Origin of the sequence: Priestia sp. FSL P4-0332 (assembly GCF_038005845.1) — a bacterium.
Lineage (GTDB): Bacteria > Bacillota > Bacilli > Bacillales > Bacillaceae_H > Priestia.
Genome location: NZ_JBBOUA010000001.1, coordinates 3,057,362 through 3,080,586, shown reverse-complemented (window position 1 = coordinate 3,080,586; position 23,225 = coordinate 3,057,362). Strand labels below are relative to the sequence as shown.

Here is a 23,225-nt window from a genome sequence, read left to right as displayed (position 1 = left end):
ATGAAACAAGAAACAGCAGGATATCGTACAGAAGCTGATTTTCTAGGAGAAAAACAAATCCCAGCAGACGTATACTACGGTGTACAAACCGCACGTGCCGTAGAAAATTTCCCGATTACGGGTTATAAAGTACATGAAGAAATGATTAAAGCGCTTGCTATTGTAAAAAAAGCGGCAGCGCTTGCAAATATGGATACAAAGCGCTTGTATGAGGGTATTGGAAATGCGATTGTGCAAGCAGCTGATGAAATCTTAGCAGGTCAGTGGCATGAATACTTTATTGTGGACCCTATTCAAGGTGGAGCAGGAACGTCAATGAATATGAATGCTAATGAAGTTATTGCAAACCGTGCCCTTGAAATTATGGGAGACAATAAAGGCGAATACGGTAAATTAAGTCCTAACAGCCATGTGAATATGTCTCAGTCAACAAATGATGTATTTCCAACGGCTATTCATATTTCAACGCTGAACTTATTAAACAAACTTCTTGTTACAATGAATGATATGCATGATGTGTTCAAGCGAAAAGCGCAAGAATTTGATCATGTAATTAAAATGGGCCGTACGCACCTTCAAGATGCTGTACCCGTTCGTCTTGGTCAAGAGTTTGAAGCATACAGCCGCGTGTTAGCGCGCGACATTAAGCGTATCAGCGCAACGCGTGACCACTTGCATGAAGTAAATATGGGGGCGACAGCTGTTGGAACAGGCTTAAATGCAGATCCTCGCTATATTGAAAATGTAGTCAAACACTTAGCCGATATCAGCGGTCTGCCGCTTGTGCATGCAGAGCATTTAGTGGACGCTACTCAAAATACAGATGCTTATACAGAAGTATCTGCAGCGCTTAAAATCTGTATGACGAATATGTCTAAAATTGCAAATGACCTGCGTTTAATGGCATCTGGACCTCGTGCAGGTCTAGGAGAAATCAGCCTTCCAGCCCGTCAGCCTGGTTCTTCAATCATGCCAGGAAAAGTAAACCCGGTTATGGCTGAATTAATCAATCAAATTGCGTTTCAAGTAATGGGAAATGACCAAACGATCTCTCTTGCTTCAGAAGCAGGTCAGATGGAGCTTAACGTCATGGAACCTGTGCTTGTATTTAACTTGCTTCAATCAATCAGCATCATGAACAACGGTTTCAGAAGCTTTACAGATCACTGTTTAGCAGGAATTGAAGCAAACGAAACGCGCATGAAAGAATATGTAGAAAAAAGCGTAGGAATTATTACAGCTGTTAACCCTCACTTAGGCTATGAAGTCGTATCGCGTATTGCGCGTGAAGCGATTTTAACAGGAAAACCAATTCGTGAGCTTTGCCTTCAATACGATGTGTTAACAGAAGAGGAATTAGATCTCATTTTAAATCCATTTGAAATGACGAACCCTGGTATTGCAGGAAGTTCATTGTTTGATCGACAATAAAAAGAACGGCTTCCTTATGGAAGCCGTTTTTTTATGAAGACATGTGATGAATGACGCGGCGCATTTTCTGAGCTGTTGCAGCCAAGACGTCATCTTTTTCAGCATATTGAGGAATTTGCGTATAAAAACCTCCGAAACACTCCTCTTTATATCTCGGAACGATGTGCATGTGAAAGTGAGTTAACTCGTTAAACATCCCGCCGTTTTGAGAGAGAGTAACTCCGTCTGGAACAAAGAGCGTCTTCACTGCTTTTGTCATTAGCTTCGCTGCATTCATCACGGCCAGTATGTGTTCAGTATCAAATTCGTCGATTTCCACTATATGTGTTTTAGGAAGAATTAAGACGTGTCCTTCGTTAAATGGCTTGTGATCTAATAGGCACGTCACAAACGAATCTTCAAATATCACATGCGATTTCTCTTGGTTATTTGCTAATCGACACCCTAAGCAATCTATACGTGGATTCACCACCATACGTTCTCTCCTTTTTAAGATAACTAAAGTGTAGCACGAGAAGTATCAGGAGGAATAGTTTGAAATATACACAGGTATTTTTTCGCTTAGTAAAGAGAGCCCGGATATATGACCTGGGCTCTTTGTTTTGTTCTTTTTATATGGTTAGTTGTTTTATCTAAAATTTACCATGGTTTTAATTGTAAAAATAAAATCTTTACAGTATAATGATAGTGTAACAGTTAACTGTAACTAATAAGGGGGGATTGTTTGAATACATATACAGGAAAGCAAATTACGGAGTTATTAAATAATGAAGGTGCGGACTTGAACCTGCGTACGGTACGGTATTACACGCAAATAGAAATTGTTCCTCCGCTAGTGCTAGTAGGGAATAAGCGTGTCTATACAGATCAGCACGTTCACTACTTTCGAGCCGTTTTAACATTATCAAAAGCAGGTGAGTCACTAGCTTCCATTCAAAAAACGCTGTGTTCCATGAGTGATGAAGAAGTAAAAAACATCGGTGCGCAGCTCCCTCTTTACCAAAGCAAACAAATTCAAAATCAAGAAATGCATCAAGTCAATGAAGATGTGTTTGTAGCTATGAATCGAAATTTATCAGCGGACGTACGGCAAAAAGTAATTAAGTCTGTTACTCAAATTTTAAAGGATCATTCATCGCATGATTAAATTAGCTGTGGCAAAATCAGTGATGGAAAAAGAAGAAGGAATGAACCACCTTTGTATTACATTTGAACGTTCGCAAGTAAAAGTAACAAACATCACGATTGATATTCAGCTGCCCGAAGGTCTGTTTAAAACGACAAACTTAAATGGATACCGGGAAAACAAACAGGGGCAAATCGAAGTAAAACATATCGACGATGAACCTCTATTAATAGAGCTCTACACGGAAGAGACTGTTTTATATCCACAGGCAGAGATTGCAGTTGCTGTGACTTACCGCGATGAAACCTTGCATATACAGCAAGAAAGGCATTCTCTAATGATTAAATTTACGGATGAAGAGTTGATAGGGGATTCATTTTTAAATCATGAAATCAGTGCAAAAGTGAAAAAATTTGCTCGTACTAATTCAGTGGAAAGAGGCGGTCACATGAACTTAACTCCATATGTAGTAGAACAAACAAGCAAAGGAGAGCGTGCCTATGATATTTATTCAAGGCTGTTGCTCGACCGAGTGATTATGCTCACAGGTGAAGTTACGGATGAGGTGGCTACTAGCATTATTGCTCAGCTTTTATTTTTAGATGCAGAAAACCCAGAAAAGGATATCAGCATTTATATTAATTCACCGGGAGGATCTATTACAGCGGGCATGGCTATTTTTGATACGATGCAGCTTATACGTGCAGATGTAAGCACATTGTGTATAGGGCTAGCGGCATCTATGGGTTCATTTTTACTAGCGGGCGGTCAAAAAGGGAAACGTTTTGCTCTTCCTAATAGCGAAGTGATGATTCATCAGCCGCTAGGAGGGGCAAAAGGACAAGCAGCTGAAATTGAGATTCGAGCGAAGCGTATTTTGCGGTTAAAAGACCACCTAAATGAACTGCTGTCTGAACGAACAGGGCAATCGCTGTCAACGATTAAAAAAGACACTGATCGAGATACATTCTTTACAGCGGATGAAGCAAAAGAATATGGCATGATTGATCAAATTTTAGTTCATCAATAAGGAGGATACCGTGTGGAAAAAACAAATCGTTATTCAGTAGAATATGAATGGGCGAACGTGATTTTTTATCAAGAAGTAGAAGCAATGACTATACAAGAAGCAAAAGAGCGAATTCAACATGCAAAAATAAACGCCGCTATTCGCGCTGTTCATGTCATAGAAGATGTCGAATCGTAACGAAAAACTGGATCCTTTCGGGGATTCAGTTTTTTTGAGCAAATGAAGCAGGGATTTATATGAAGAAAGGAGAATGCAAAAAGAGATTTAAAAACGAGCAGCTGGTAGCATCATTCAGCAAGAACATCTCATTTCAATTACACAAAGAAAGGTAGATGTAAATGAAAAAAGTATGGTCTGGATTAGTTGTTCTCATTGCTATTTGTTGGGTGATAACAGGATGTCAGCAAAGCAGTGCTTCAAGCGGTACTGTTGAACAAAAGCTCGTAATCGAAAAATACATAGCCGATAATCAATATGGCCATGCGGTTAAAATGAAAGACCAAAATCAAGTACAGAAAGTGCAGCAGTGGTTAAAAGATGTATCATGGAGAGAAGAAAAAGCTGAAATGATTCGAAAACCTAACTACATTCTTCACTTTGAACCGGTGGAAACAAAAAAGGATATAAAGGTACAATCTTATCGGATGTGGGTCAACTTAGGAAATGAAACCGTTGAATTAGCTACAGATACACACTACGCACAGTTAAAGGGCAAACAAGCAAGATCATTTATTGAATTAGTAGAGCCCAAATAGAAAGCAACTATAAAACAATGTCCAATGAAAGCTAAAACTGCACTTGTTCATATTGGAGCTACCTTCACCGATATGCTTGATGATCTCGAAGGCACAGGGCTGCTCCTTACTAACGCGCTTGATATGAGGGTGTAGAAGTATTCAATGTGAGAGGTGACAAGCAGCCATTTTTAAATGTAGCAATAAAGAGTTACACTTACAGGTAGGTTCACTGTTAAAACATTTTGCTATAAGAAGTAAGGGAAAAAGAGAAATCAAGACGCTGATTTCTCTTTTTTATTCAGGCATGTCGATGATTATTATTTCCGCGCATTTTGCGTAAAACAAAACTCACAATTAAGACTAAAATAACAGCACCAATAATAGCAGGAACAATTGCGAATCCGCCAATCTCTGGACCAAAATCTCCAAAAATTAGAGAGCCTAACCATGCTCCAATAAACCCGGCAATGATGTTTCCGATAATTCCACCTGGAACATCTCGTCCTGTCAACGCACCGGCAAGCCAGCCGATAAGTCCTCCAACAATAAGCGTCCAAATAAATGACATATACCTAACCTCCTTTTTATAGGGAATTCCTTTTCAGTCTTTCCTAAAACACACTTTGTCATGCGACATGCTTGCTGCATACCCTTTTACATTTTTTTATCTATTTATCATATATGCTAAGATAGCCCAACATTAAATTGAAGAGTTATGTATGAGAATCCACTGTGAAAGTAACGATAAAATGAAGGAGAGAAGTTCAGCTCGTGTACGTTTTAGATTCAATTTAGCTCATTCTATTCGTAAAAGGGGACATCCGGTTCATTTTTTAAAGCTTTTTCCCTTAGTTTTACTTTTTTTAACGGTATTTGTGATATCATTTTAAGTAAACAAATTCTTAACGGGAGAACAATATGGAGTCATTATTATTAGATAAAAAGCTTAAACACATTACGAATTTAATTTTAGAAAAAAAAGAAGAGTTCTCAAAACAAAAAAAATATGAAGAAAAAGATATTCAACAACAACTAGAACCGTGGCGCGTTCATTTAATTCAAATATATGCTGATTCTGTCTCAACAAATGATACCAAAAACTTTGAAGTACTTGAGGAATGGGGAAGAGAAGTAGCGAATTTACTCGTTGTCCTTCAGCTTCCGTTGGATGTTGCATTAGAAGAAATCAGCTATTACCGAAATGTTATCGGAGAAATTATTAAAGAAGAAGCAAAAGCTGAGACGTTTACGTTTGATGCCTTCTATCAAGTTATTTCTCGTTTCAACGTAGTAGTAGACAAGGCTGTACACTGGGTTAGTAAATCATATATGACGGACTTTGCAAACAAAATTCAATCCGCACGCTATGCAATTGATGAACTTTCAATTCCTGTGGTACGCATTACGAAAGAAATTGGCGTGATTCCTCTTGTTGGCGATTTAGATACAAATCGCGCTCAAATTTTAATGGAAAATGCGCTTCAACACGGCAGCGACTACAAGCTAAATTGGCTGATTATTGATTTATACGCGGTTCCAATTATTGATACGATGGTAGCGGACCAAATTTTTAAAGTAATCGGTGCTTTAAGATTATTAGGAATTCAAGTGGTTTTAAGCGGGATTCGCGCTGAAATTGCTCAGACGATGGTGAACTTAGGGTTAGATTTGGCTGACATTACGACTTTCAGCAGCCTTCACCAAGCAGTGGAATACGTTAATCAAGCGGACTAATACAACACAAAAGCCCATGATATGGTTACATACTCACGGGCTTTTATTGGTAGAAGAAAATTTGAAGTTTATTTAATAAAGCATCTAATGATTGACTAACTTGAAGTGTGTTAGGACTTGTCATTCCTTCACGGACAGCCGTTTGAATCATTAACGTTCGTGTCTGTTCGATTTCTTCTATTAGTATTTGGTACATGGATTTGTCTTTTGAGTGGGTTGAAAGCAGCATGTTAATTCCTCTTTTTTCTATAGTGATTATGGTTAAATTAACATTAAGAGGTTTATTTTTCAATATTATGAAATTAAAAATAGTAAATTTTAAGAATTTTTCATATAAAAAAATAACCTCTTTTTCAACAGAGGTTATTTTTCTAATATAATAATTTATTAAGCATGTTTATGATTACCACGCATTTTTCTCATAATGAAACTTACGATTAACACTAAAATGATTGATCCGATAATAGCAGGAATAATAGCAAATCCACCTACAACTGGTCCGAAGCTTCCAAAGATAGCTGAACCTAACCAAGAACCGATAAAACCGGCAATAATGTTACCAATAATACCTCCTGGAACGTCTCTTCCCGTAATTAATCCGGCAAGCCACCCAATAATACCACCTACAATAAGTGCCCATAAAAATGACATAAATATCATCCTCCTTTTTAATGATGTATCGCTTATATAGGTTAGTACCCCACTTAAAAGAAAACTATTCATAGAATAGCAAAAAAAATAAAAAAAACTTGTAAAAGGATTTAAGAACTGCGATAGAGTCATAGAAAATAGACTAACTAGTATATAATAGAAAAAGGAACATAGTTTAGAAGAGAAAGGAGACATGAAGTGAAAATAAAAAATCAAAGCGATGTAGTAGAACAGCACTTGATTCAGCACTGGATGTATTTTCAGCATACGAAGAAATCTGTGAAGGTGGATACGTCAGAAATTAAATGGATTTCTGCATCTCCTTACAATCGGGGTATATATGCAGGAACCCGTCATATTGAGCCTGCGTTAGGGATATGCTCTCGGGAAGGGGAGGAACCTTTATGGATTGTTGGTCCATCTTCATATGATAACCTTGGGCCAGTTCTTCATAAAAATGGATTTGTTCCTTATGAAAAATGGATTGGAATGATTCAGCACATTCAAGAAAAAGAATACATACATACAGGAGTAGAAGGGTTTCAATGTAAGCGAGTGCGCACAGAAGCTGAATTGAAAGAATGGATAACGGTATACATAGACGGCTATCAAAAACCAAAAGAATATCAAGCTGACTTTCTTGAAAGGTTTAGGCAGCTTATGCAGCACACTGACCAATATCAGTTATATCTGGGTCTTTATCACAACCGGCCAGCTGTAGCTGGGTCTCTCTTTTTTTATGACGGTACAGCGGGTTTGTATTGTATCACTACAGCTAGACATATGAGGAGAAAAGGCCTGGCCACCGCATATTTGAAGGAAGTTCTTACTGAAGCAAAAAAACAGGCGGATACGTGTATTTTGCATGCTACAAATGCAGGAAAGCCAGCCTATGAAAAACTTGGTTTTACAGCGGTTAACGAATTTGATGTATATAGATGGAGAAATAGAGATAGAACATAATGTGCTGCGGTTTGTGAGAAAAGAGACAAATTTCGACAAATTTTTAAAAAAGTGTAGCTTCCACTTCGTTTTTGGTGTATCCTAGGAAAAAGCAGCAGCGTGAGCTAGTGTTGTACAGAGAACACAGATAAAAGGAGTCATTATGAAACATTTTTTTAAAACGAGCACGTTTTGGATAGGTTTGGTTATCGGAATCGCGCTCACATTTGGGGGATATTTTACTGTTACTAGTATTTATGATTATTATTTAGGACGAGAACAGCTGAAAGTATTGACTGCCTCTCAGAAAAACCTTCAAACTGCTTTTAAAGAGTATAATCAGCTTATGGCCGAAAAAAAAAACAAAAAGCAATTTATCAATGAACTCGATGATATTTCAAATACTATAAACTATGAATATAATGAATTAGCTTCCCTTGATCCTACGATGAAAACGATGTATAAGCATACGGGCGTCATCGATGATATGGAACTGATGATTGATAATATCGATAGCATTTATGAATTAACGATGAATGATCACAAAGACGCAACAAAACCGCTTCAAACCTACGTATCTGATTTAATGGAATATGTAGAAAAAGATATGAAAAAAGAAATAAGCATGCTAAGTAAATAGAAAAAAACAGCTGTCTAAACAAATAGGCAGCTGTTTTTTTGTTGATTATAAAAGGAATCTTTTGGTTGCAGGCGAAAGAGTATACTATGCACCCACTCACTTACGTGCACCACGTTTACAAAAAAGGGAGGACATAGTATGAAAAAAGTGGTGGTTATTCTATTTAGTTTGTTTTCATTAGCCGCATGTCAGGTTCCTACAGCTGAAACGCTTGAAGATCCTTATCCACCCGCTATAAAAATAATAGCGGAAGGCAAAGAAGCCATCATCAAGCCTTTATTTTTTTGCTGGACCGAATGTGAAGCTGATTTTGGCGAACGAAAAAATTTTAGACAAATTGTTATGAAAGATAGTATTCCCGTCTCTCAAGGTGGTCAAGTGTCCATTAAAATAGATGGTAAAAAACCTAATGCGCTTTATTACAAACAAATTCGCAATCAGTCTATTTACGAAAACATAGTAGAAAAAAAGGACATAAAAAAAACATCTGCTATTACAGTAGATTCTACCTCTCGCAGTGATCGGTATATACTCGTAGCGGACTGGAAAGATAGCAAAGGAAAAAAGTTAATCGGGCGTGTCTACTATACTCCAGTAAAATTTGAAACGCCATAGATATGGCTCTCTATACTGTTGTAATAGAGAGCCATATGCTTAACTAATAGAATTAAGTGCTTGTGCAAGAGAAGAAGTAGTTTTAACATGTTCAAATGAAAGCCCTAAGCGAATGGCAGTTTGAGAAATTTCCGGTCGAATTCCAGATAAAATTGTTTGCACACCAATTAAACGAAGAGCTTTTACCAAATTAAAAATCTCTTGTGCCATCATCGTATCAATCGTAGCTACACCGAGCAGGTCAATACATAAATGTTCAACGCCTTTTTCCGAGCATTGCTGAAGTGTATTTTCTAAAATAAACTGACTTTTGACCGTTCCAATATCCCCCACAAGAGGCAAAAGTGCAACTTTGTTTTGAAGCATGATGACAGGAGAACTTAATTCATTAATTAACTCTTTCTGAGCGTTCAGCTGTTCTTGCGTATTTTTATGATATTCTTGAATAAAGATATAAATAGATAGATCAAAAGCTTTAACAATAATGTCATACCACATAAATATCTTATCTACGCTTACCTCATTCGAATGCAAAGAGATAAACTTCTTTAAATAATTAACGACAATTTTTTGTGAATTAAAATATTCTCGAATAATAAAGTGAAGAGGCGTACTTAAATGCTTTGGATCACGTGCTAGTTCTATCGACCACTGCTGAAAATCTGAAAAAAAATACTCCTCATCCTTTATAAATACGTCAAATAAATGCTGAAAATAATCTTGATTTTGCTGCTTCAGTTCTTTCACAATTGCTGGATTTTCACTCGAATAGACAGAAAACTCATTTTCATCGTCGAGCTGATTGTACCAGTCTTCAGTTAATTGAAGAGAATGTTCTTTGAAAAAATGATATAAGTCCTGATTTTTATGCATGAAGACTCTCCTTATATATGTATAGTCTAATTGATTTATAAATAAAGGCATAAAAGCATCCCCTGATCTAGAGTGAGGATGCTTATAAATAAATCCATTATGAAGCGCATTTATTTTCCTATACGCCTTATTTTCCCTAACTGTATACTCTCAAACCCAATTTATAAAAAAATAAACATTTTTTAACTAGCATATTCATGCATTTTAACTATTTTTCATAAAGAACCACTTCTTATGCTTATAGCTTTAGCTTCGGCAAGGCATCTTTAATGCTTTGATAGACTAAAATAAAGGACATATCATCTTCTATAGTGCTCATATGTATGGCCATGTCAGGAGAAATTCCTGTTAAAACAAGCTGAGTTCCCATGAGCTTCAGCCAATTGTAAATATTAAGAATATCACGGCCGAATGAATCATTAAATTGCGCTAATCCTGAGACGTCTAGGATTAAATAACGATCTTTGCTGCTTGTATTACGCGCGGTGAAGCTATTAAATAGCATTTCTATACGCCGTTCGTTTAACGTTCCGATTAATGGAAGAACAGAGATTTCTTCCTCTATTGGCACGATAGGAGTGGATAGCCTTTCCACTTCTTCCAAAGCCTGCTGAAGCTGTTCCTGGGCTGTAATTTCTATTGTTACGTCTTTTTGAACACCGATAAAGTAGTATTTATCTTCTTCTTCTATATATGTTGGGTCAATCGTTAGCTGATTATGAAAGAAAGAGCCGTCTTTTCGATAATTAACAAGCGTAACAGAGACTGACTGATTGCGGCTGATAGCGCTGCGAATTTCATCAACGTGGTGCGGGTTTGTAAGAGGACCTTGTAGAAAACGGCAATTTTCCCCTAATACTTCTTCTTCCTTATAGCCGGTCATAAGGGAAAACCCTTGATTAAGGTAAATAATTGGGTTATCAGGCAAAGAAGGGTCTGTCACGATAATACCAGATTGTGAGCTATGAAGGGCTTTATTTAAAATGGACCATTTTGAATCTTGAGCTTCAGGTGTAGTCAATGCATTCCCTCATTCCTTGGAATTTTTATAAAAATATTGTGACATAAACACGTCAAAAAAACAATTTTCGACGCGTTTGCTCCTAGAGAAAGAATGAAGATAAGGAAAAATATGTTATAATAGTTTCAGGAGCAAAGGGAGTGTGAACAAACGTGATAACCATCAATTTATTTAACGTTAGTTTCTTTGTGATGGCGCTAGTAGGCTTTATTCTCATTTTTTGTTTGCGGCTAAAGTTCAAGCGGCCACTGTCATTATTTAAATGGTCTTTTTTGTTCGGAACGATGCTGCTGTCGCTAAGTTTATACTTGTTTATGGCGACCAGCCAATATATTCATTTGATATGCAATACAATCGGCTCAGTTATGACAGCGCTCTATCTTATCAGTATTATGGTCGGAGCAGAAGAGTCATAAATACATATGTTTGAAAGTCTATTGAAAGTGGAAGATAAGTAGAAATGCTTAAAAGAGAACGAGACGAACTTACATTCTTTGAGCCGAAATGATGACAACTGGAAAAACACCTCGGTACAAAATGCCGAGGTGTTTTTTCTAAATAAAAATAAAAGGGAAGGGAGAATATTTAGAGAAATACTAGTCATATTTTACTGAGTGTAGTAAGATAAAAAGTTATTATTCTATTTTTAGGTTGTTGCTATTGGCAACATGTGTTAGTCTAAAAGTGGTATACATTTTAGGCGATCTTGAAAAAGAGAGACGAGAAGCTTTTATTCAAGTTTCTTAAAAGCTTTACGTTTACTGAGGTGAAACAATGAAATCTCAAGTACAAAAATTTGTAGGCTATTTATTAGCTGGTGATCAAGACAGCGCTTGGGAAATTGTGCTAGAAGAAATCCAACAAGGAAAGAACAGCCTAGATATTTATGAAAATTTAATTACAACCGCAATGCGAGTAACTGGAGATATGTGGGAAGAAAATATCATTTCTGTAGCTGATGAGCATGTCGCCACTACGACATGTGATTATGTGCTAACTCGCTATCGCTTTTATAAAAAAATTCAGGGACACGCTTCAGACATCGCTCCAAAGGCACTGCTTCTATGCTTGGAACAAGAACAGCACTTTATTGGTTTAAAGATGGTGGCTTTATTGTTTGAAGAACATGGTTGGAATACTCGCTTTTTAGGGGCCAATCTGCCTCTGGAATACGCTGAGAAAATGGCTATAGAATGGAAACCGCAAATGGTAGGATTATCTGTCAGTATTCCTTATCATATTGAGAGGCTTGCTGAATATACCAAAACTTTGGACAAATTAGAACCAAGACCAACTGTAATGGTAGGAGGGCGCTTAGTTTCTCAAATTGATTTCCGTTCCTACTGTTCTGAGCATACACGCCTAATTCCGGATCTTCACCAACTAAATAACTGGTTAATCAGTTATCACAAAGGAGTGGAAGTTAATGTCGATGCTTGAATATGTTCCAATTCCTTACTTTTTAGTGGATACTGAATTTAATATTTTGGAATGGTCGCAACAATCAGGTCATTTATTTAAGCCTTCAGCTAATTTTTTAGATCTTGTAGACGTATTTAGTCAAGAAAAGGCGAGAAAGTTTTTAAGCTTGCGCCAAAAAGATTCTCGAGAACTGTCGGTAGACGAACCCCATGATGAGCAAACGCTTGTCCAAAGCCGAGGCCAGGCTATTCAGAAAGTAGAGCTTGTGATGCAAACCAATGATTCGCCTTATTCACTGTTTGAATGCTTAATTCAATGGGATAGTGATATAGGTCATTTAGTTTGTATTCGCCAAGATGAACGTATACAAGAGCTAACGAATCTTGTTCAAGACCATCGGAAACGATTAGCAGATACAGATTTTGAACTGCTTGAACAAAAAGAACGTCTTGAAAAATCATTACAAAAAATTAAGCAATTGTCCGCTTCTTTTATTAAATTATCCTCTAAAGTAGGACTTATACCTCTTTTTGGAGACTTAGATACAGATCTTGTAGCTGAAAATACGTGCATTTTGCAAAACTTTGCGCATGAAGGAAATTACACCACGCTTCTATTTGACTTTGGAGGCTTAGATATATTAACAACCGAAGGAATTCAAGCTTTTGCAGGCTTTATGCAGTCCTTCTACCTCATGGGTATCACATGCTACATTATCGGCATGAAGCCTCACCATACGGCTGCTTTGAAAAATAGAACGTTTGGTGATCAAATTATTTATATGAATAATCTTAGTGAAATTATTGCTGTGAATAAAAATGTGAGTTAAAAGAGTGGAGGAGAAGAAAGAATAACTTTCTTCTCCTCTTTCTGTATACACTTCTTCGCTTACAATTAAACATTCTTTTTATATTTCAGCTGAAAGGATAGCATTAAGACGTTGAAGTCCAATGTTCAAATCAGTATCACTAAGAAGGGAATAGCTTATTCGAATGTAAGCATGAGGAGGTTTGTGAACGAAACAAGCTTCACCAGGTAAAAAGCAAACATTATGCTCCTGGGCTTTTTTTAATAATGCGAATGTGTTTACATTTTGCGGCAGTTTTAACCATAAGTTGAAGCCTCCTTTAGGGACTTGGAATTGAACGTAGTCGGAAAGAGGCGAAAGCAGGTCGCTTGCATGATCTCTTCTCAATTGCAAAGCGATCCTCAGCTTTTCCATATGCTGTTTCATTCGCTCAGTGCGTAAGAAAGCTAGCACAGCTTTTTGAGTTAGTAAGGGACTACCAATATCCATCAATGCTTTAACCGCATATAGCCAATCAAATACAGAACCTTGTGCATAAAGTAATCCAATTCGAAGTCCTGGAGCCAAAGTTTTACTAAACCCCTTCAAGAACAAAACATGCCCATTTTTATCAAACGTTTTTATCGGTGGAGGCACTGATATATCATCGAAATAAATCTCTCCAAACGAATCATCTTCAACAATAAAAAAGTGATACAATTCGGCCAAATCAACTAGTTCTTTGCGGCGCTGTCTGCTCATTAGTATACCTGTAGGGTTTTGAAAAGAAGGGTTTACGTACAAAAGCGAAGGCTTTATTTTTTGGCAGACTTCTTCTACTAAATCAGATTGTATTCCTTCTTCATCTAGTTCAATTGAAATGACGTTAACACCTTTATTGGTGAAGACATCAATTGCAGCTCCGTAGCATGGACTCTCTACTATAACCGTATCCCCTGGCTTTAAAAGCGTTTGAGCAATTAAATCAATACCTTGCTGAGCGCCACTTGTAATCATGATTTCATGAGGATCAGCTTTTATTCCTTGCTCTCTCTGTAAATAAGAAGAAAGCTCTATGCGAAGCTCACGATCTCCTTGAATTGGACCATATGTGGCTAAAACAAGCTCATCGGTACGTAACAGACTTTGCATTTCTTGCGCTAAAAACTGATTAGGAAGGAGACGAGGGAAAAGAATAGCCTGAGAGAAATCATAATATTTACGATCACGATTTAAGCTATACTGAGAGCGCGTGATATTTACGTTTAATTCATCTTGCCATGAAAAATTATTTAATACCTTGGAAGAACGTTTAGTAACCCCTTTAACAAAAGCTCCTTTTCCTGACTGTATTACGATTAATCCTGATTTTTGTAAGAGCTGATACGATTTTCGTACCGTTAATAAGCTTATTTCTAACTCTTGTGATAGCTTGCGTAAAGAAGGGAGCTGATCACCAGGTTTTATCATGCTCGTTTGGATGCGATAACGAATCTGCTCATAGATTTGCTGATAAATGGGGGTAGAAGATTTTTTATGTACATTAAATCTCATTGTGTCACCTAACTATTCTTTTTCTTTAGTTAACCTCAAAATAAGCATGGGCGCAACTGGAAAAACAGCAACTGTTATAGTCAAGGTTTTACTGTTATACTTCCTTTCTTTTATACTCGTGGCATGTTTAAAGGAGGAAGATATATGATTATTATTAATTACGTACTTATCTGTTTTATTTTCGGCACGACATTCTTAACTATTAAATTAGGGATTGAAGCAGGAATGCCTCCACTTTTCTCAGCTGGAACTCGCTTTCTTTTAGCAGGAATATTAGTAATCTCGTACTTTGCATATAAAAAAGACGTTCGACGCTCGTTATTACTTTCAAAAAAAGTGATGATGGTAGGGTTTTGTTTGACCTTTATGACATTTTCAACACTCTATTGGGCAGAACAACATGTGACATCGGGTCTTGCAGCAGTTTTATCTGCTACTGGTCCAATGATGATATTGCTTATTCAAGTGATGCAAAGAAAAATGGAATTAAAAAAAGAGCAGTTATTCGCTTTGCTTCTGGCTTTTACCGGTGTTATTTGCATTTCACTTCCAAATGTGACAGCCACTATGTCTTATTCGCGGACGTTAGGGTGTATCATTATCATAGTAGGAGAGGTATTTTACGGCATAGGCAGCAATTATTCGAAAGCTTTGTTAAATAAACTAAAAGAAGTATCACCGTTTTTAATTAACGGTATTCAAATGTTTTACGGGGGAATATTTCTACTGGTGCTATCTTTATGTACAGAGCAGATCCATGTTTCCACTATTATGCCTTGGAACGCAGTATGGTCTATTGTATATTTAATTTTTGTTGGTTCAATTGCTGGACACGGCTTATATTATTGGCTAATAGCCCAAACAAATCCGGTTTTTCCATCTACGTGGTTGTATGTATCTCCTTTAATCGCGGTGTTAATCGGTTATGTAGTCTTAAATGAAGCTATCACGCCTTCTATTATTGGCGGAGGCCTTCTTATTTTAATAGGAGTGTTTATGGCCAATCGTGAAGCTTTGGGAGTACATTTTAAAAAAGGTGTGCTATTCAAAAAGCAGCTGTAAAACAAGTCGCCATTTGCTGACTTGTTTTTAGTCAATGGGATGACAAAGAAGATATCAAAGATGACTAAAAACCTCTTCCTAATGAAAGAAGAGGCTTTTTTGTTAAGAGTTTGCTGACATTGTATGAGACGGTAAAATGATATCTTGGTCGACGAGAAAGGACAAAAGTTCTCGTGTAGCATATGACATATAGCGATCTTTTTTCAAAATGATCCCGAGCTCCCACATTGGAGTAGGGGCGGCAATTGGAATACTTTTAATAAAGGGATTATTGATTTTCGGAAACACGGACTTTGGTAAAATAGCAATACCTAATTCAGAAGCAACTAGTTCAATAATCAAATCCCATTGAGAACTTTCGTACGCTATTTTTGGATGAAAACCCGCTTGAATGCACTCATGAATAATGCGATCATGAAGAGAGAAATCTTTGCTGAACAGAACAAACGGCTCTTCTCTAAGCTCGCTCAAAGCAACAATTGATTTAGCTGCCAGCGGATGCTCATGATGAATGTATAAATTAAACTCTTCTTCAATAAACGGATAGATGTGAAAAAGAGGGTTTTGAATAGGCAACACGATAATGCCAAGGTCTACTTGTTCGTTTTCTACAAGTTCGACAATTCGCTTTGCGCCAAGCTCCACAAGCTCTAATTTCACCTGAGGATGTTTTGATGTAAAGTTTTTTGCAATCATCGGGAAAACAACAGTCCCTACTAAAGGAGGAATTCCTACTTTAATATCTCCTGTAGGCAGATTCCGTAAATCATCTAACAGAGCATGCAGCTCGTGAAGAGTGGATACCAGCTTTTGGCTTTGCCCATACACAATCTGTCCTGCATCGGTTAACGTCAGCTTTCGAGTAGAGCGATCAAAAAGATCTACGCCGAGTTCTTCTTCTAGTTTCTTTACAATTTTACTTAATGCTGGCTGAGACAAGTGAATTGCAGCTGCTGCTTTCGTGAAACTTTTTTGATTAACTACTTCCATGAAATGTTGCAGTTCTCGAATATCCATAAATTCTCCTCACTAGTATTCTTAGTTTTCATACTATTTATTCTATTTATCTATTTTACTTATGATTCAAATAAATGTAAACTCTTACATAAGGAAGTGAATAGGGATTCATCTAAAAATAGTACATCAAATTCCTCTAAATACGTTAGAAACCCGCATGTTTGTAAGCGTTAACAAAAAAGAACCCTCGAAGAAAATCCTAGAAAAATATTTTTTTCTCCCGTAAAACAAAGCCGCGAGCGCAGAAATAACAAGTGTTGAAATGTTCATTTTGTATACTGTTCTGACAATTAAGAAAGAGGAATAAAATGGTATAGTGCACCACTAAGGTGAGTCTATTCATTCTGCAAACGAGCCGTACATAGAAAAAAGGCCTGTTTGTTAAAAATAATTGGGGGAGTGGTTGAGATGACATACGTTAAAGGACTAGAAGGAATCATTGCAGCTGAAACAAAAGTAGGGCATGTTGATGGAGAGAAAGGTCAGCTGATTTATCGCGGATATTGGGCAAAAGATTTGGCGATCAATTATTCTTTTGAAGAAGTTTCTTATTTAATTTGGAACGGCACGCTGCCAAATCATGATGAGTTAAAAGCATTTAAACAAAAAATGGTGACTCATCGTACGCTTCCAGCTAATATTGTTGCGTTAATGGACTGTTTGCCAAAAGATACAGAAGTGATGAGCGCGCTTCGCACATGTATCTCAGCATTAGGAGACCCTTCATACAGCTGGCCTCCGACAAAAGAGCAGGCGCTTGCGATTACAGCGGTAACACCTACCATTATTGCCTATTGGTATCGTAAAATGAATGATTTAGAAGTAGTAGAACCTAACGAGCATTTGGATCATGTAGCAAACTATTTATATATGATTAACGGGGAAATTCCAGATCAAAGTTTGGTTACTGCGCTGAACGCATATTTTGTTTTGACAATTGAACATGGGATGAACGCCTCAACCTTCTCATCACGCGTTATTTCATCTACCGAATCTGACATGGTTTCAGCTATTTGCGGAGCAATTGGCGCGATGAAAGGTCCGCTTCACGGAGGAGCTCCTTCTGGTGTTATTACCATGTTTGATGAAATTGGAAGTGAAGAGAATATTGAGCCTTGGGTTCGTAAAAAATTAGATAATAAAGAGAAAATTATGGGATTTGGTCATCGCGTTTATCGTACACATGACCCAAGAGCAGAAGCATTAAAAGAAGTATCGAAACAAATCTCAGGAGACAACGGGCTATTTGATTTAATTGTTAAAATTGAAGATAAAACCATTGAATTACTCAATGAATACAAGCCGGGTCGAGGCATTTATACCAATGTAGAATATTTCGCTGCAGCGGTTATGAAAGCGGTTGAGCTTCCGTCTGAACTGTTCACACCAACCTTCACAGCAAGCCGTGTAGTTGGCTGGACAGCTCATGTCGTAGAGCAGTCAGAAAATAATCGTATTTACCGACCTCAGTCTGCGTATATAGGTTATACGCCAGTTGAACAAAATCAATAAATAAACTCGGTTTCACATAAAAAACGTCGGTAGATCCGACGTTTTTTTCATATGGTTAAATATATTCTTTTTGAGAATAAAATCGCTTTAATAAATAGAATAATCCGACTGCTAAGCATAAACTTGCTGCAGCTAAGCTAGAGGTAATCATGGCGTGCTCACCTTCGGTAGGGGTATGTGAAAGTTTATAGCTGCTGTAGCATAAGAGAGCTGTGATACATAAACAGCAGGAACTAATCAATCCATAACGCTTTTTGAAGCCAATAATAGATAGTAATACAATCAAATAAATTCCGCTCACCATCATCATAATTGGAAACTGAGGGTGGAATTTAATTGTATATAACAAATAATCGATGTGAGAATAGTGATGAACCGCCGAGGACTTTGTTAGCCCTCCGGTCAAACTAGCTGATAAAGGTCCTTCAAGCATCGAAGAGCCGTTATACCAAGTAGCGACTGAGGAAAGTAAAAAAACAAAACAACTTGCAAATAGCTGCGTCATGCATTTTATTGACACGTATAGAAAGCTCCTCTCAATAACCATCTTTTGTTAATACAAGTCCGAAAATTATTATAGCAGGTTTTGAAAGTAAAAAAAGTACTATTGGAATGGTTTCATAAAACGTTCATATTTGAAAAGGTTTGTTTTTTAAAGAGAAAGGGAAAAAAAGTGAAACGGAAGATATGAATAGAGGAGAGAGAAAGATGAAAGCAGCAGTGATTTTGAATCCAAACGCAGGAAACAAAAAATTAGTAAATGAAATTGACTTTATATGTGATCGGTTAAACACTGCATTTGAGACGGTTACTTTATATAAAACAGAGCAACCTGGAGATGGTGCCGATCTGGTAAGAAAATTGGAAGGCAAAGCGGATGTCATTATTGGAGCAGGAGGAGACGGGACAATTTATGAGCTCATCAACGCTCTTGCTCCGCTGCAGCAACGTCCTGTATTTGCTATTTTACCTGGAGGAACGTGCAACGACTTTTCGCGTGCAATTGGAATGAATCAAAATCCTTTAAAAGCGGTGGAGCAAATTATAGAAAAGCAGACGGAGGCAGTGGATGTTGGAAAACATGGCGAAGATTATTTTTTAAACTTTTGGGGAATCGGCCTCGTAGCTGATGTATCTGAAAATATTTTAGAAGAAAATAAAGAGAAATTTGGTAAGCTCTCTTATTACATGAGCGTAGGTAGAACTTTAAATCAAGCAGAGCCTTTTCAATTAAAAATGACGAGCGAAAAAGCTTCCTATGAAGGAGAAGCTGTTATGGTGTTAATTGGAAACGGTCCCTTTTTAGGAGGAACTCGCGCTATGCTAGGAAACAGCTCATTTCAAGACGGATTATTAGATGTATTCGTTATTAAAGAAATGGGAATCGAGCCGGTTATGGCATGGTTACAAACAAGCCCTGATGAGGAACAGCTTAACCCTGAAAGCAACCTTATGCATTTTCGTGCAAAAGAAGTTCATATTGAAACTACTCCTGAAAAAACGGTAGATTGTGATGGAGAAAAAGAAACGACGACACCTTCAACGATTACGGTTCTCCACAATCACATAAATATGATAGTCGGAAACAGATAAAAAAACGCTGGAAGTTCCAGCGTTTTTTTTATGAAGACAGCCATCGCGGAGAAGTAAAGAGCATAATCATTATGCTGCTCATCGTAATAACAAGCATGGAGTAGCAAAAAGCAGTAAATCCGATAATATGTAAGCCCACTATCATAATCGTACTGTCTAAGATAAAAATGGTTATTCCTATATTGATTTTCCATTTTTTTGATACAATAATGGCAATTAAATCAAGCCCGTCCGAACTGATGCCGTAGCGAAGCATCAGTCCTATTCCCATTCCTACGAGTGCGCCTCCAAGCAGTGAGCTAAAGAGCAAAGGAAGCTCCAGCGTGCCTTCGAGAATAGACAGCCATTCTGTCATAAAAAAAGAAACAAATAAACCTATACTTCCATAAAAAAAGTTTTGACGATGACGAAAAAAAGCATATAAATAGACAGGTACGTTCAAAAAGAAAATGGACATTCCGATAGGAGTTCCAAACACATAATATACGATAAGCCCAAATCCTATAAGTCCACCGTCTAGTAAGTGATACGGAGCAATAAATCCGTTTAGCCCTAGTCCAATTAATAAGCTGCCACAGCAAATCGAAACCACTCTCGAAAAAATATTCCTCACCCTATACGTTAAATTTTAATAGGAGTAATCGTTCATCTATATATATGGCAAGCTTGGGTTATTTAGAAGTAAAAAGAAAATTATGTAAAAAGTATTGATTCTATAACTCTGATATTCTATAGTTAATCTAACTTCGTTTTCACGACAATTTCTTGATTTTTTACGATACTGTTTAACTGTTTGTATTTTTAATATATAAAAAAGTTGTGTTCGGTAAAAAGCATACGATTGTAATAAGTCGATAAAAGCAAGCCGCTATATAAAGGGGTTGATTACGTGTAGGATTCTCTTTCTTTTCAGTCATACTAAAAAGAAAGAGGGATTGTCGTGAAAAATCGTTCCGTAATTTTTTTATGGTTTGGTCAAAGTCAAGCCAATTTAGCAGATGTATTATATATTGTTGCGTTAATCAGCATTCTTTATGCTCAAAATAGTTCTCCCGTGCTGCTTTCATGCATTCCGTTTACCATTACGACTGCTAAGTTTTTGAGCAGTTTTACTGTGCCTTTTCTTATAGATCGCTACAGGGCTAAGCGTATTCTTGTTGTGTCTCAGCTGTTAAAAACCAGTGTTTTGTCTATGCTTTTCTTGTGGCATATGTCGCTTATCAGCATGCTGTGCTGCGTGGCGCTTATTGCTTTTTTCGATGGGTGGGCAGCTCCGGTTCAAAGCTCTATGCTTCCTCAGTTAGTAGATAAAGAGAAGCTGTTGAAATGGAACAGTATGTTTAATGTCACCGATCAAACGATTCAAATTGCAGCCTATCCGCTTGGAAGCTTTCTGATCATTAGCTGGGATGCTACTGGCCTTTTATGGCTGTCATTTTCGTTATTCAGTTTGTCAATCGTATTTATGCAGTCCATTCGCATTAACGCTCATTCTTCTAAAACGAAGCAAAAACAAGGGTTAAAAGAGGGATGGAAGCTAATTTGGCATTATCCGCGCCTGCGGGTTTTATTAGTCATGGAGGTTTTAGAAGGGATGGCTGCCGGCGTTTGGGCATCAGCAATTGTCTACGTGTTTGTGAAAGAGATATTAAATAAAAATGAAGCTTGGTGGGGATATATCAACAGCAGTTTTTTTGTTGGAACGGTTCTTGGAGGTTTCGTTTTGTTGAAGATTTCAGTTGAACAAGAGAAAAGTCTTTATCATATCGTAACATTAGGCAGTCTTTTATCAGGTTTCTTTACATTATTGTTCGGAGTGATGCCTGCTCCTTTTCTTTCACTTTTACTTAGTTTTGCTATTGGTATTGCCCTTCAAATAAGCGCTACGTGTTCTTACACGCTTACACAAACGGCCGTTCCTTTAGAAAAGCTTTCTAAGGTACTTTCCGCTACGCTTAGCGTTTCATATGTGACGTTTGGGCTTTCGGTGCTGCTGCTTGGAGCTGTTGCTTCGCTAAATGTGACGGCGGCGTTTCTAACAGCAGGAGGACTGATTGTAATCAGCGGCTGTGTAGGTTTATTCTTACGAAATTATGCGCTTGCTAACTAAAAAAGGTTGCTATTTGCAACCTTTTTTAAAACATTGTATTTTCTCTCCTCAACCATAAGCCGTATAAGGTTGTTTGCTTTAAATATCCCTTGTGTAAAAGTAGGGAGCTTTTCACGAAAACGAAAGGAAAAAAAGTATGGTTATCGAATTATGTTAAGAGCGTTGAGCTAAAAGGAGTGATTAAATGGTTGTCATTCGACAGGCGGTTGAAACTGATCGAGAGCGACTGGCTACGTTAATGCAAGAATATATAGTAAAATTCTGTGAGCAGCCTGCCCCTTCCCGGAAAGCTTTAACTTTACATATTAAGCGCTTATTGAATAATCCTTCCTATGGTATCCAGTTTGTTGCTGAATTGGAAGGGAAACTAGTAGGTTTTGCGACGGTGTACGTATCGTGGAGCACCTATTATTTTAAAGAAACAGCCATCTTAAAAGACTTGTACGTATCTCCTTTAAACAGAGGAAATAAAATTGGTGAACGTTTGTTTAAGATCTGCCTTGCCTATTCTCAAAAGTATGGGTTTGCAGGTATGACCGCTGAGTGCAGCAGTGAAAATAAAGTTGCTCAAAACCTTTATCAAAAAATGAACGGTAAAGAAAATGCAGGGGTTCAATACCGTTTTTTTTAAGAGAAGTGCAGCTTTTACTTTTAAGACTTCTACTAAATGGCAAAAATATGTTATAGTATGAAAAGTGAAATTGATGAAAATGTCGGTGGGCTATATGTTAGATGATCGTATCAATAGTAGGGGGAAGTTGGACTAGCTGTTTGAAAGGCGGCCATCCTATTTTTAGTATAGCCGCAAGGAAGGAGCAGGACCTTGAAAAAAAATCCAATCTTAAACGCGTGGAAAATAGTAACTGCAACGAGCGGTTTTTTACTTGCGCTGTTTATCTTTAAAGTCCGAAAAGGAAGATAACCATATAAAGAAAGCTCCTCGATTGAGGAGCTTTTTATGATTTAAGAATAGGAAACGTCAAGGGAGTCACTGTTGATAAAGAATCTCTGTAAGATTGATAGGTGAAATAATGACGTGTTGGACTATAAATAGTCATGTAAAGTAAATAATCATATTTCGTTTCCATATAGAAAAAAACGCCGTCTACGTGGAGTGTATAGAAAGAGTACGACATCCCGAGCAGCGTTTGCTTTTGTACGCTTGTGCTTGGGTTTTCTTTAATCCATTCATACAGTTCAAACGCACTCACTCCTGGTGATGATTGCAGCGTATGTACTTTGTCATATAACTTATCAGATACATCGGAAACCGACTGTTTTAATTGGTGAAATAAGTTGGACATTTGTTCTTTCATTATGGTGAGCTCCTTTACGGGTAGTCAGCTATTAGCATGCTCAAAGAAATCC

General features: G+C 37.3%; 28 protein-coding genes. 17 read left to right on the top strand and 11 right to left on the bottom strand.

Features of this window, described 5'->3' with window-relative positions; all coding sequences use genetic code 11:
• Positions 1–1,431: an aspartate ammonia-lyase gene (gene aspA / locus MKY06_RS15715; protein ID WP_014459383.1), complete on the top strand. Its 1,431-nt coding sequence runs from the start codon at positions 1–3 to the stop codon at positions 1,429–1,431.
• A 31-nt stretch (positions 1,432–1,462) separates the two neighbouring features.
• Here aspA and MKY06_RS15710 read toward each other — a convergent pair whose 3' ends face one another.
• A complete protein-coding gene (locus tag MKY06_RS15710) occupies positions 1,463–1,906 on the bottom strand; it encodes an HIT family protein (RefSeq protein WP_098449179.1) in 444 nt (147 codons plus the stop codon).
• A gap of 249 nt (positions 1,907–2,155) precedes the next feature.
• Here MKY06_RS15710 and MKY06_RS15705 point away from each other — a divergent pair, with 249 nt between their 5' ends.
• The 4 genes from MKY06_RS15705 (at position 2,156) to MKY06_RS15690 (ending at position 4,342) form a co-directional block, all read left to right on the top strand.
• Positions 2,156–2,578 carry a MerR family transcriptional regulator gene (locus MKY06_RS15705; RefSeq protein WP_289915741.1) on the top strand — a complete coding sequence of 141 codons (423 nt, stop codon included), beginning with the start codon at positions 2,156–2,158 and terminating at the stop codon, positions 2,576–2,578.
• 427 nt (positions 2,579–3,005) lie between these two features.
• A complete protein-coding gene (clpP, locus tag MKY06_RS15700; protein ID WP_013057768.1) occupies positions 3,006–3,587 on the top strand; it encodes an ATP-dependent Clp endopeptidase proteolytic subunit ClpP in 582 nt (193 codons plus the stop codon).
• 12 nt (positions 3,588–3,599) lie between these two features.
• Positions 3,600–3,764 carry a hypothetical protein gene (locus MKY06_RS15695; RefSeq protein ID WP_013057767.1) on the top strand — a complete coding sequence of 55 codons (165 nt, stop codon included), beginning with the start codon at positions 3,600–3,602 and terminating at the stop codon, positions 3,762–3,764.
• A gap of 161 nt (positions 3,765–3,925) precedes the next feature.
• Positions 3,926–4,342 carry a hypothetical protein gene (locus MKY06_RS15690; protein ID WP_013057766.1) on the top strand — a complete coding sequence of 139 codons (417 nt, stop codon included), beginning with the start codon at positions 3,926–3,928 and terminating at the stop codon, positions 4,340–4,342.
• 280 nt (positions 4,343–4,622) lie between these two features.
• Here MKY06_RS15690 and MKY06_RS15685 read toward each other — a convergent pair whose 3' ends face one another.
• Positions 4,623–4,892: a GlsB/YeaQ/YmgE family stress response membrane protein gene (locus tag MKY06_RS15685; protein ID WP_013057765.1), complete on the bottom strand. Its 270-nt coding sequence runs from the start codon at positions 4,890–4,892 to the stop codon at positions 4,623–4,625.
• Positions 4,893–5,242: 350 nt separating this feature from the next.
• Between MKY06_RS15685 and MKY06_RS15680 the strand changes: the two genes are divergently transcribed.
• Positions 5,243–6,058, top strand: a complete 816-nt coding sequence (locus tag MKY06_RS15680; RefSeq protein WP_013057764.1) for an STAS domain-containing protein — start codon at positions 5,243–5,245, stop codon at positions 6,056–6,058.
• 43 nt (positions 6,059–6,101) lie between these two features.
• Here the strand turns inward: MKY06_RS15680 and MKY06_RS15675 are convergent, their stop codons facing one another.
• Complete coding sequence (locus MKY06_RS15675; protein WP_013057763.1) at positions 6,102–6,287, bottom strand: aspartyl-phosphate phosphatase Spo0E family protein; 186 nt, start codon at positions 6,285–6,287, stop codon at positions 6,102–6,104.
• 158 nt (positions 6,288–6,445) lie between these two features.
• Positions 6,446–6,709, bottom strand: a complete 264-nt coding sequence (locus tag MKY06_RS15670) for a GlsB/YeaQ/YmgE family stress response membrane protein (RefSeq protein WP_013057762.1) — start codon at positions 6,707–6,709, stop codon at positions 6,446–6,448.
• A gap of 198 nt (positions 6,710–6,907) precedes the next feature.
• Between MKY06_RS15670 and MKY06_RS15665 the strand changes: the two genes are divergently transcribed.
• From MKY06_RS15665 to MKY06_RS15655, 3 genes are all read left to right on the top strand, one after another.
• Positions 6,908–7,672, top strand: a complete 765-nt coding sequence (locus tag MKY06_RS15665) for a GNAT family N-acetyltransferase (protein WP_029322712.1) — start codon at positions 6,908–6,910, stop codon at positions 7,670–7,672.
• 142 nt (positions 7,673–7,814) lie between these two features.
• Positions 7,815–8,291, top strand: a complete 477-nt coding sequence (locus tag MKY06_RS15660) for a hypothetical protein (protein ID WP_057273502.1) — start codon at positions 7,815–7,817, stop codon at positions 8,289–8,291.
• A 138-nt stretch (positions 8,292–8,429) separates the two neighbouring features.
• Positions 8,430–8,906: a hypothetical protein gene (locus MKY06_RS15655; RefSeq protein ID WP_057273501.1), complete on the top strand. Its 477-nt coding sequence runs from the start codon at positions 8,430–8,432 to the stop codon at positions 8,904–8,906.
• Positions 8,907–8,945: 39 nt separating this feature from the next.
• On the opposite strand, the gene MKY06_RS15650 is transcribed toward MKY06_RS15655, so the two are convergent.
• Both MKY06_RS15650 and MKY06_RS15645 read right to left on the bottom strand, forming a co-directional pair.
• Positions 8,946–9,779, bottom strand: a complete 834-nt coding sequence (locus MKY06_RS15650; protein ID WP_029322709.1) for an STAS domain-containing protein — start codon at positions 9,777–9,779, stop codon at positions 8,946–8,948.
• A gap of 238 nt (positions 9,780–10,017) precedes the next feature.
• Positions 10,018–10,800, bottom strand: coding sequence for a PAS domain-containing protein (locus MKY06_RS15645; RefSeq protein WP_098277634.1), 783 nt, complete (start codon positions 10,798–10,800; stop codon positions 10,018–10,020).
• A 152-nt stretch (positions 10,801–10,952) separates the two neighbouring features.
• Between MKY06_RS15645 and MKY06_RS15640 the strand changes: the two genes are divergently transcribed.
• The 3 genes from MKY06_RS15640 (at position 10,953) to MKY06_RS15630 (ending at position 13,051) form a co-directional block, all read left to right on the top strand.
• On the top strand, positions 10,953–11,216 hold the full coding sequence (locus tag MKY06_RS15640) for a hypothetical protein (RefSeq protein ID WP_078081959.1): 264 nt from the start codon (positions 10,953–10,955) through the stop codon (positions 11,214–11,216).
• A gap of 358 nt (positions 11,217–11,574) precedes the next feature.
• On the top strand, positions 11,575–12,240 hold the full coding sequence (locus tag MKY06_RS15635; protein ID WP_098277633.1) for a cobalamin B12-binding domain-containing protein: 666 nt from the start codon (positions 11,575–11,577) through the stop codon (positions 12,238–12,240).
• On the top strand, positions 12,227–13,051 hold the full coding sequence (locus tag MKY06_RS15630) for a hypothetical protein (RefSeq protein ID WP_013057754.1): 825 nt from the start codon (positions 12,227–12,229) through the stop codon (positions 13,049–13,051). The genes MKY06_RS15635 and MKY06_RS15630 overlap by 14 nt, the downstream gene beginning before the upstream one ends.
• A 78-nt stretch (positions 13,052–13,129) precedes the next feature.
• On the opposite strand, the gene pdxR is transcribed toward MKY06_RS15630, so the two are convergent.
• Complete coding sequence (gene pdxR, locus MKY06_RS15625) at positions 13,130–14,563, bottom strand: MocR-like pyridoxine biosynthesis transcription factor PdxR (RefSeq protein ID WP_289915700.1); 1,434 nt, start codon at positions 14,561–14,563, stop codon at positions 13,130–13,132.
• A gap of 144 nt (positions 14,564–14,707) precedes the next feature.
• On the opposite strand from pdxR, the gene MKY06_RS15620 reads away from it, so the two are divergent.
• The gene (locus MKY06_RS15620) at positions 14,708–15,625 is read left to right on the top strand and encodes a DMT family transporter (protein WP_029322707.1); all 918 of its coding nucleotides are present in this window, start codon (positions 14,708–14,710) and stop codon (positions 15,623–15,625) included.
• Positions 15,626–15,727: 102 nt separating this feature from the next.
• Here the strand turns inward: MKY06_RS15620 and MKY06_RS15615 are convergent, their stop codons facing one another.
• Positions 15,728–16,642, bottom strand: a complete 915-nt coding sequence (locus MKY06_RS15615) for a LysR family transcriptional regulator (protein WP_013057751.1) — start codon at positions 16,640–16,642, stop codon at positions 15,728–15,730.
• A 408-nt stretch (positions 16,643–17,050) separates the two neighbouring features.
• Here MKY06_RS15615 and MKY06_RS15610 point away from each other — a divergent pair, with 408 nt between their 5' ends.
• Positions 17,051–18,154, top strand: a complete 1,104-nt coding sequence (locus MKY06_RS15610) for a citrate synthase/methylcitrate synthase (RefSeq protein WP_013057749.1) — start codon at positions 17,051–17,053, stop codon at positions 18,152–18,154.
• A gap of 55 nt (positions 18,155–18,209) precedes the next feature.
• Here MKY06_RS15610 and MKY06_RS15605 read toward each other — a convergent pair whose 3' ends face one another.
• Entirely contained in the window at positions 18,210–18,674 is a 465-nt protein-coding gene (locus tag MKY06_RS15605; protein WP_223260182.1) for a DUF4306 domain-containing protein, read from the bottom strand.
• 188 nt (positions 18,675–18,862) lie between these two features.
• On the opposite strand from MKY06_RS15605, the gene MKY06_RS15600 reads away from it, so the two are divergent.
• Entirely contained in the window at positions 18,863–19,747 is an 885-nt protein-coding gene (locus MKY06_RS15600; protein ID WP_025751162.1) for a diacylglycerol/lipid kinase family protein, read from the top strand.
• A 28-nt stretch (positions 19,748–19,775) separates the two neighbouring features.
• On the opposite strand, the gene MKY06_RS15595 is transcribed toward MKY06_RS15600, so the two are convergent.
• Positions 19,776–20,339 (bottom strand): YitT family protein, encoded by a 564-nt coding sequence (locus tag MKY06_RS15595; RefSeq protein WP_029322703.1) that lies wholly within the window; start codon positions 20,337–20,339, stop codon positions 19,776–19,778.
• A gap of 348 nt (positions 20,340–20,687) precedes the next feature.
• Between MKY06_RS15595 and MKY06_RS15590 the strand changes: the two genes are divergently transcribed.
• Both MKY06_RS15590 and MKY06_RS15585 read left to right on the top strand, forming a co-directional pair.
• Positions 20,688–21,857 (top strand): MFS transporter, encoded by a 1,170-nt coding sequence (locus MKY06_RS15590; RefSeq protein WP_289915687.1) that lies wholly within the window; start codon positions 20,688–20,690, stop codon positions 21,855–21,857.
• Between the two features lie 184 nt (positions 21,858–22,041).
• Positions 22,042–22,488 (top strand): GNAT family N-acetyltransferase, encoded by a 447-nt coding sequence (locus MKY06_RS15585; protein ID WP_098277629.1) that lies wholly within the window; start codon positions 22,042–22,044, stop codon positions 22,486–22,488.
• Positions 22,489–22,813: 325 nt separating this feature from the next.
• On the opposite strand, the gene MKY06_RS15580 is transcribed toward MKY06_RS15585, so the two are convergent.
• On the bottom strand, positions 22,814–23,173 hold the full coding sequence (locus MKY06_RS15580) for a hypothetical protein (protein WP_289915683.1): 360 nt from the start codon (positions 23,171–23,173) through the stop codon (positions 22,814–22,816).
• Between the last annotated feature and the right edge of the window lie 52 nt (positions 23,174–23,225).

Bases quoted from the DNA above. Each gene is read 5' to 3' on its own strand.
- aspA (WP_014459383.1), top strand. From the start codon at position 1: ATGAAACAAGAAACAGCAGGATATCGTACAGAAGCTGATTTTCTAGGA.
- MKY06_RS15710 (WP_098449179.1), bottom strand. From the start codon at position 1,906: ATGGTGGTGAATCCACGTATAGATTGCTTAGGGTGTCGATTAGCAAAT.
- clpP (WP_013057768.1), top strand. From the start codon at position 3,006: ATGAACTTAACTCCATATGTAGTAGAACAAACAAGCAAAGGAGAGCGT.
- MKY06_RS15690 (WP_013057766.1), top strand. From the start codon at position 3,926: ATGAAAAAAGTATGGTCTGGATTAGTTGTTCTCATTGCTATTTGTTGG.
- MKY06_RS15685 (WP_013057765.1), bottom strand. From the start codon at position 4,892: ATGTCATTTATTTGGACGCTTATTGTTGGAGGACTTATCGGCTGGCTT.
- MKY06_RS15680 (WP_013057764.1), top strand. From the start codon at position 5,243: ATGGAGTCATTATTATTAGATAAAAAGCTTAAACACATTACGAATTTA.
- MKY06_RS15675 (WP_013057763.1), bottom strand. From the start codon at position 6,287: ATGCTGCTTTCAACCCACTCAAAAGACAAATCCATGTACCAAATACTA.
- MKY06_RS15670 (WP_013057762.1), bottom strand. From the start codon at position 6,709: ATGTCATTTTTATGGGCACTTATTGTAGGTGGTATTATTGGGTGGCTT.
- MKY06_RS15660 (WP_057273502.1), top strand. From the start codon at position 7,815: ATGAAACATTTTTTTAAAACGAGCACGTTTTGGATAGGTTTGGTTATC.
- MKY06_RS15655 (WP_057273501.1), top strand. From the start codon at position 8,430: ATGAAAAAAGTGGTGGTTATTCTATTTAGTTTGTTTTCATTAGCCGCA.
- MKY06_RS15650 (WP_029322709.1), bottom strand. From the start codon at position 9,779: ATGCATAAAAATCAGGACTTATATCATTTTTTCAAAGAACATTCTCTT.
- MKY06_RS15635 (WP_098277633.1), top strand. From the start codon at position 11,575: ATGAAATCTCAAGTACAAAAATTTGTAGGCTATTTATTAGCTGGTGAT.
- MKY06_RS15630 (WP_013057754.1), top strand. From the start codon at position 12,227: ATGTCGATGCTTGAATATGTTCCAATTCCTTACTTTTTAGTGGATACT.
- pdxR (WP_289915700.1), bottom strand. From the start codon at position 14,563: ATGAGATTTAATGTACATAAAAAATCTTCTACCCCCATTTATCAGCAA.
- MKY06_RS15620 (WP_029322707.1), top strand. From the start codon at position 14,708: ATGATTATTATTAATTACGTACTTATCTGTTTTATTTTCGGCACGACA.
- MKY06_RS15615 (WP_013057751.1), bottom strand. From the start codon at position 16,642: ATGGATATTCGAGAACTGCAACATTTCATGGAAGTAGTTAATCAAAAA.
- MKY06_RS15610 (WP_013057749.1), top strand. From the start codon at position 17,051: ATGACATACGTTAAAGGACTAGAAGGAATCATTGCAGCTGAAACAAAA.
- MKY06_RS15600 (WP_025751162.1), top strand. From the start codon at position 18,863: ATGAAAGCAGCAGTGATTTTGAATCCAAACGCAGGAAACAAAAAATTA.
- MKY06_RS15585 (WP_098277629.1), top strand. From the start codon at position 22,042: ATGGTTGTCATTCGACAGGCGGTTGAAACTGATCGAGAGCGACTGGCT.
- MKY06_RS15580 (WP_289915683.1), bottom strand. From the start codon at position 23,173: ATGAAAGAACAAATGTCCAACTTATTTCACCAATTAAAACAGTCGGTT.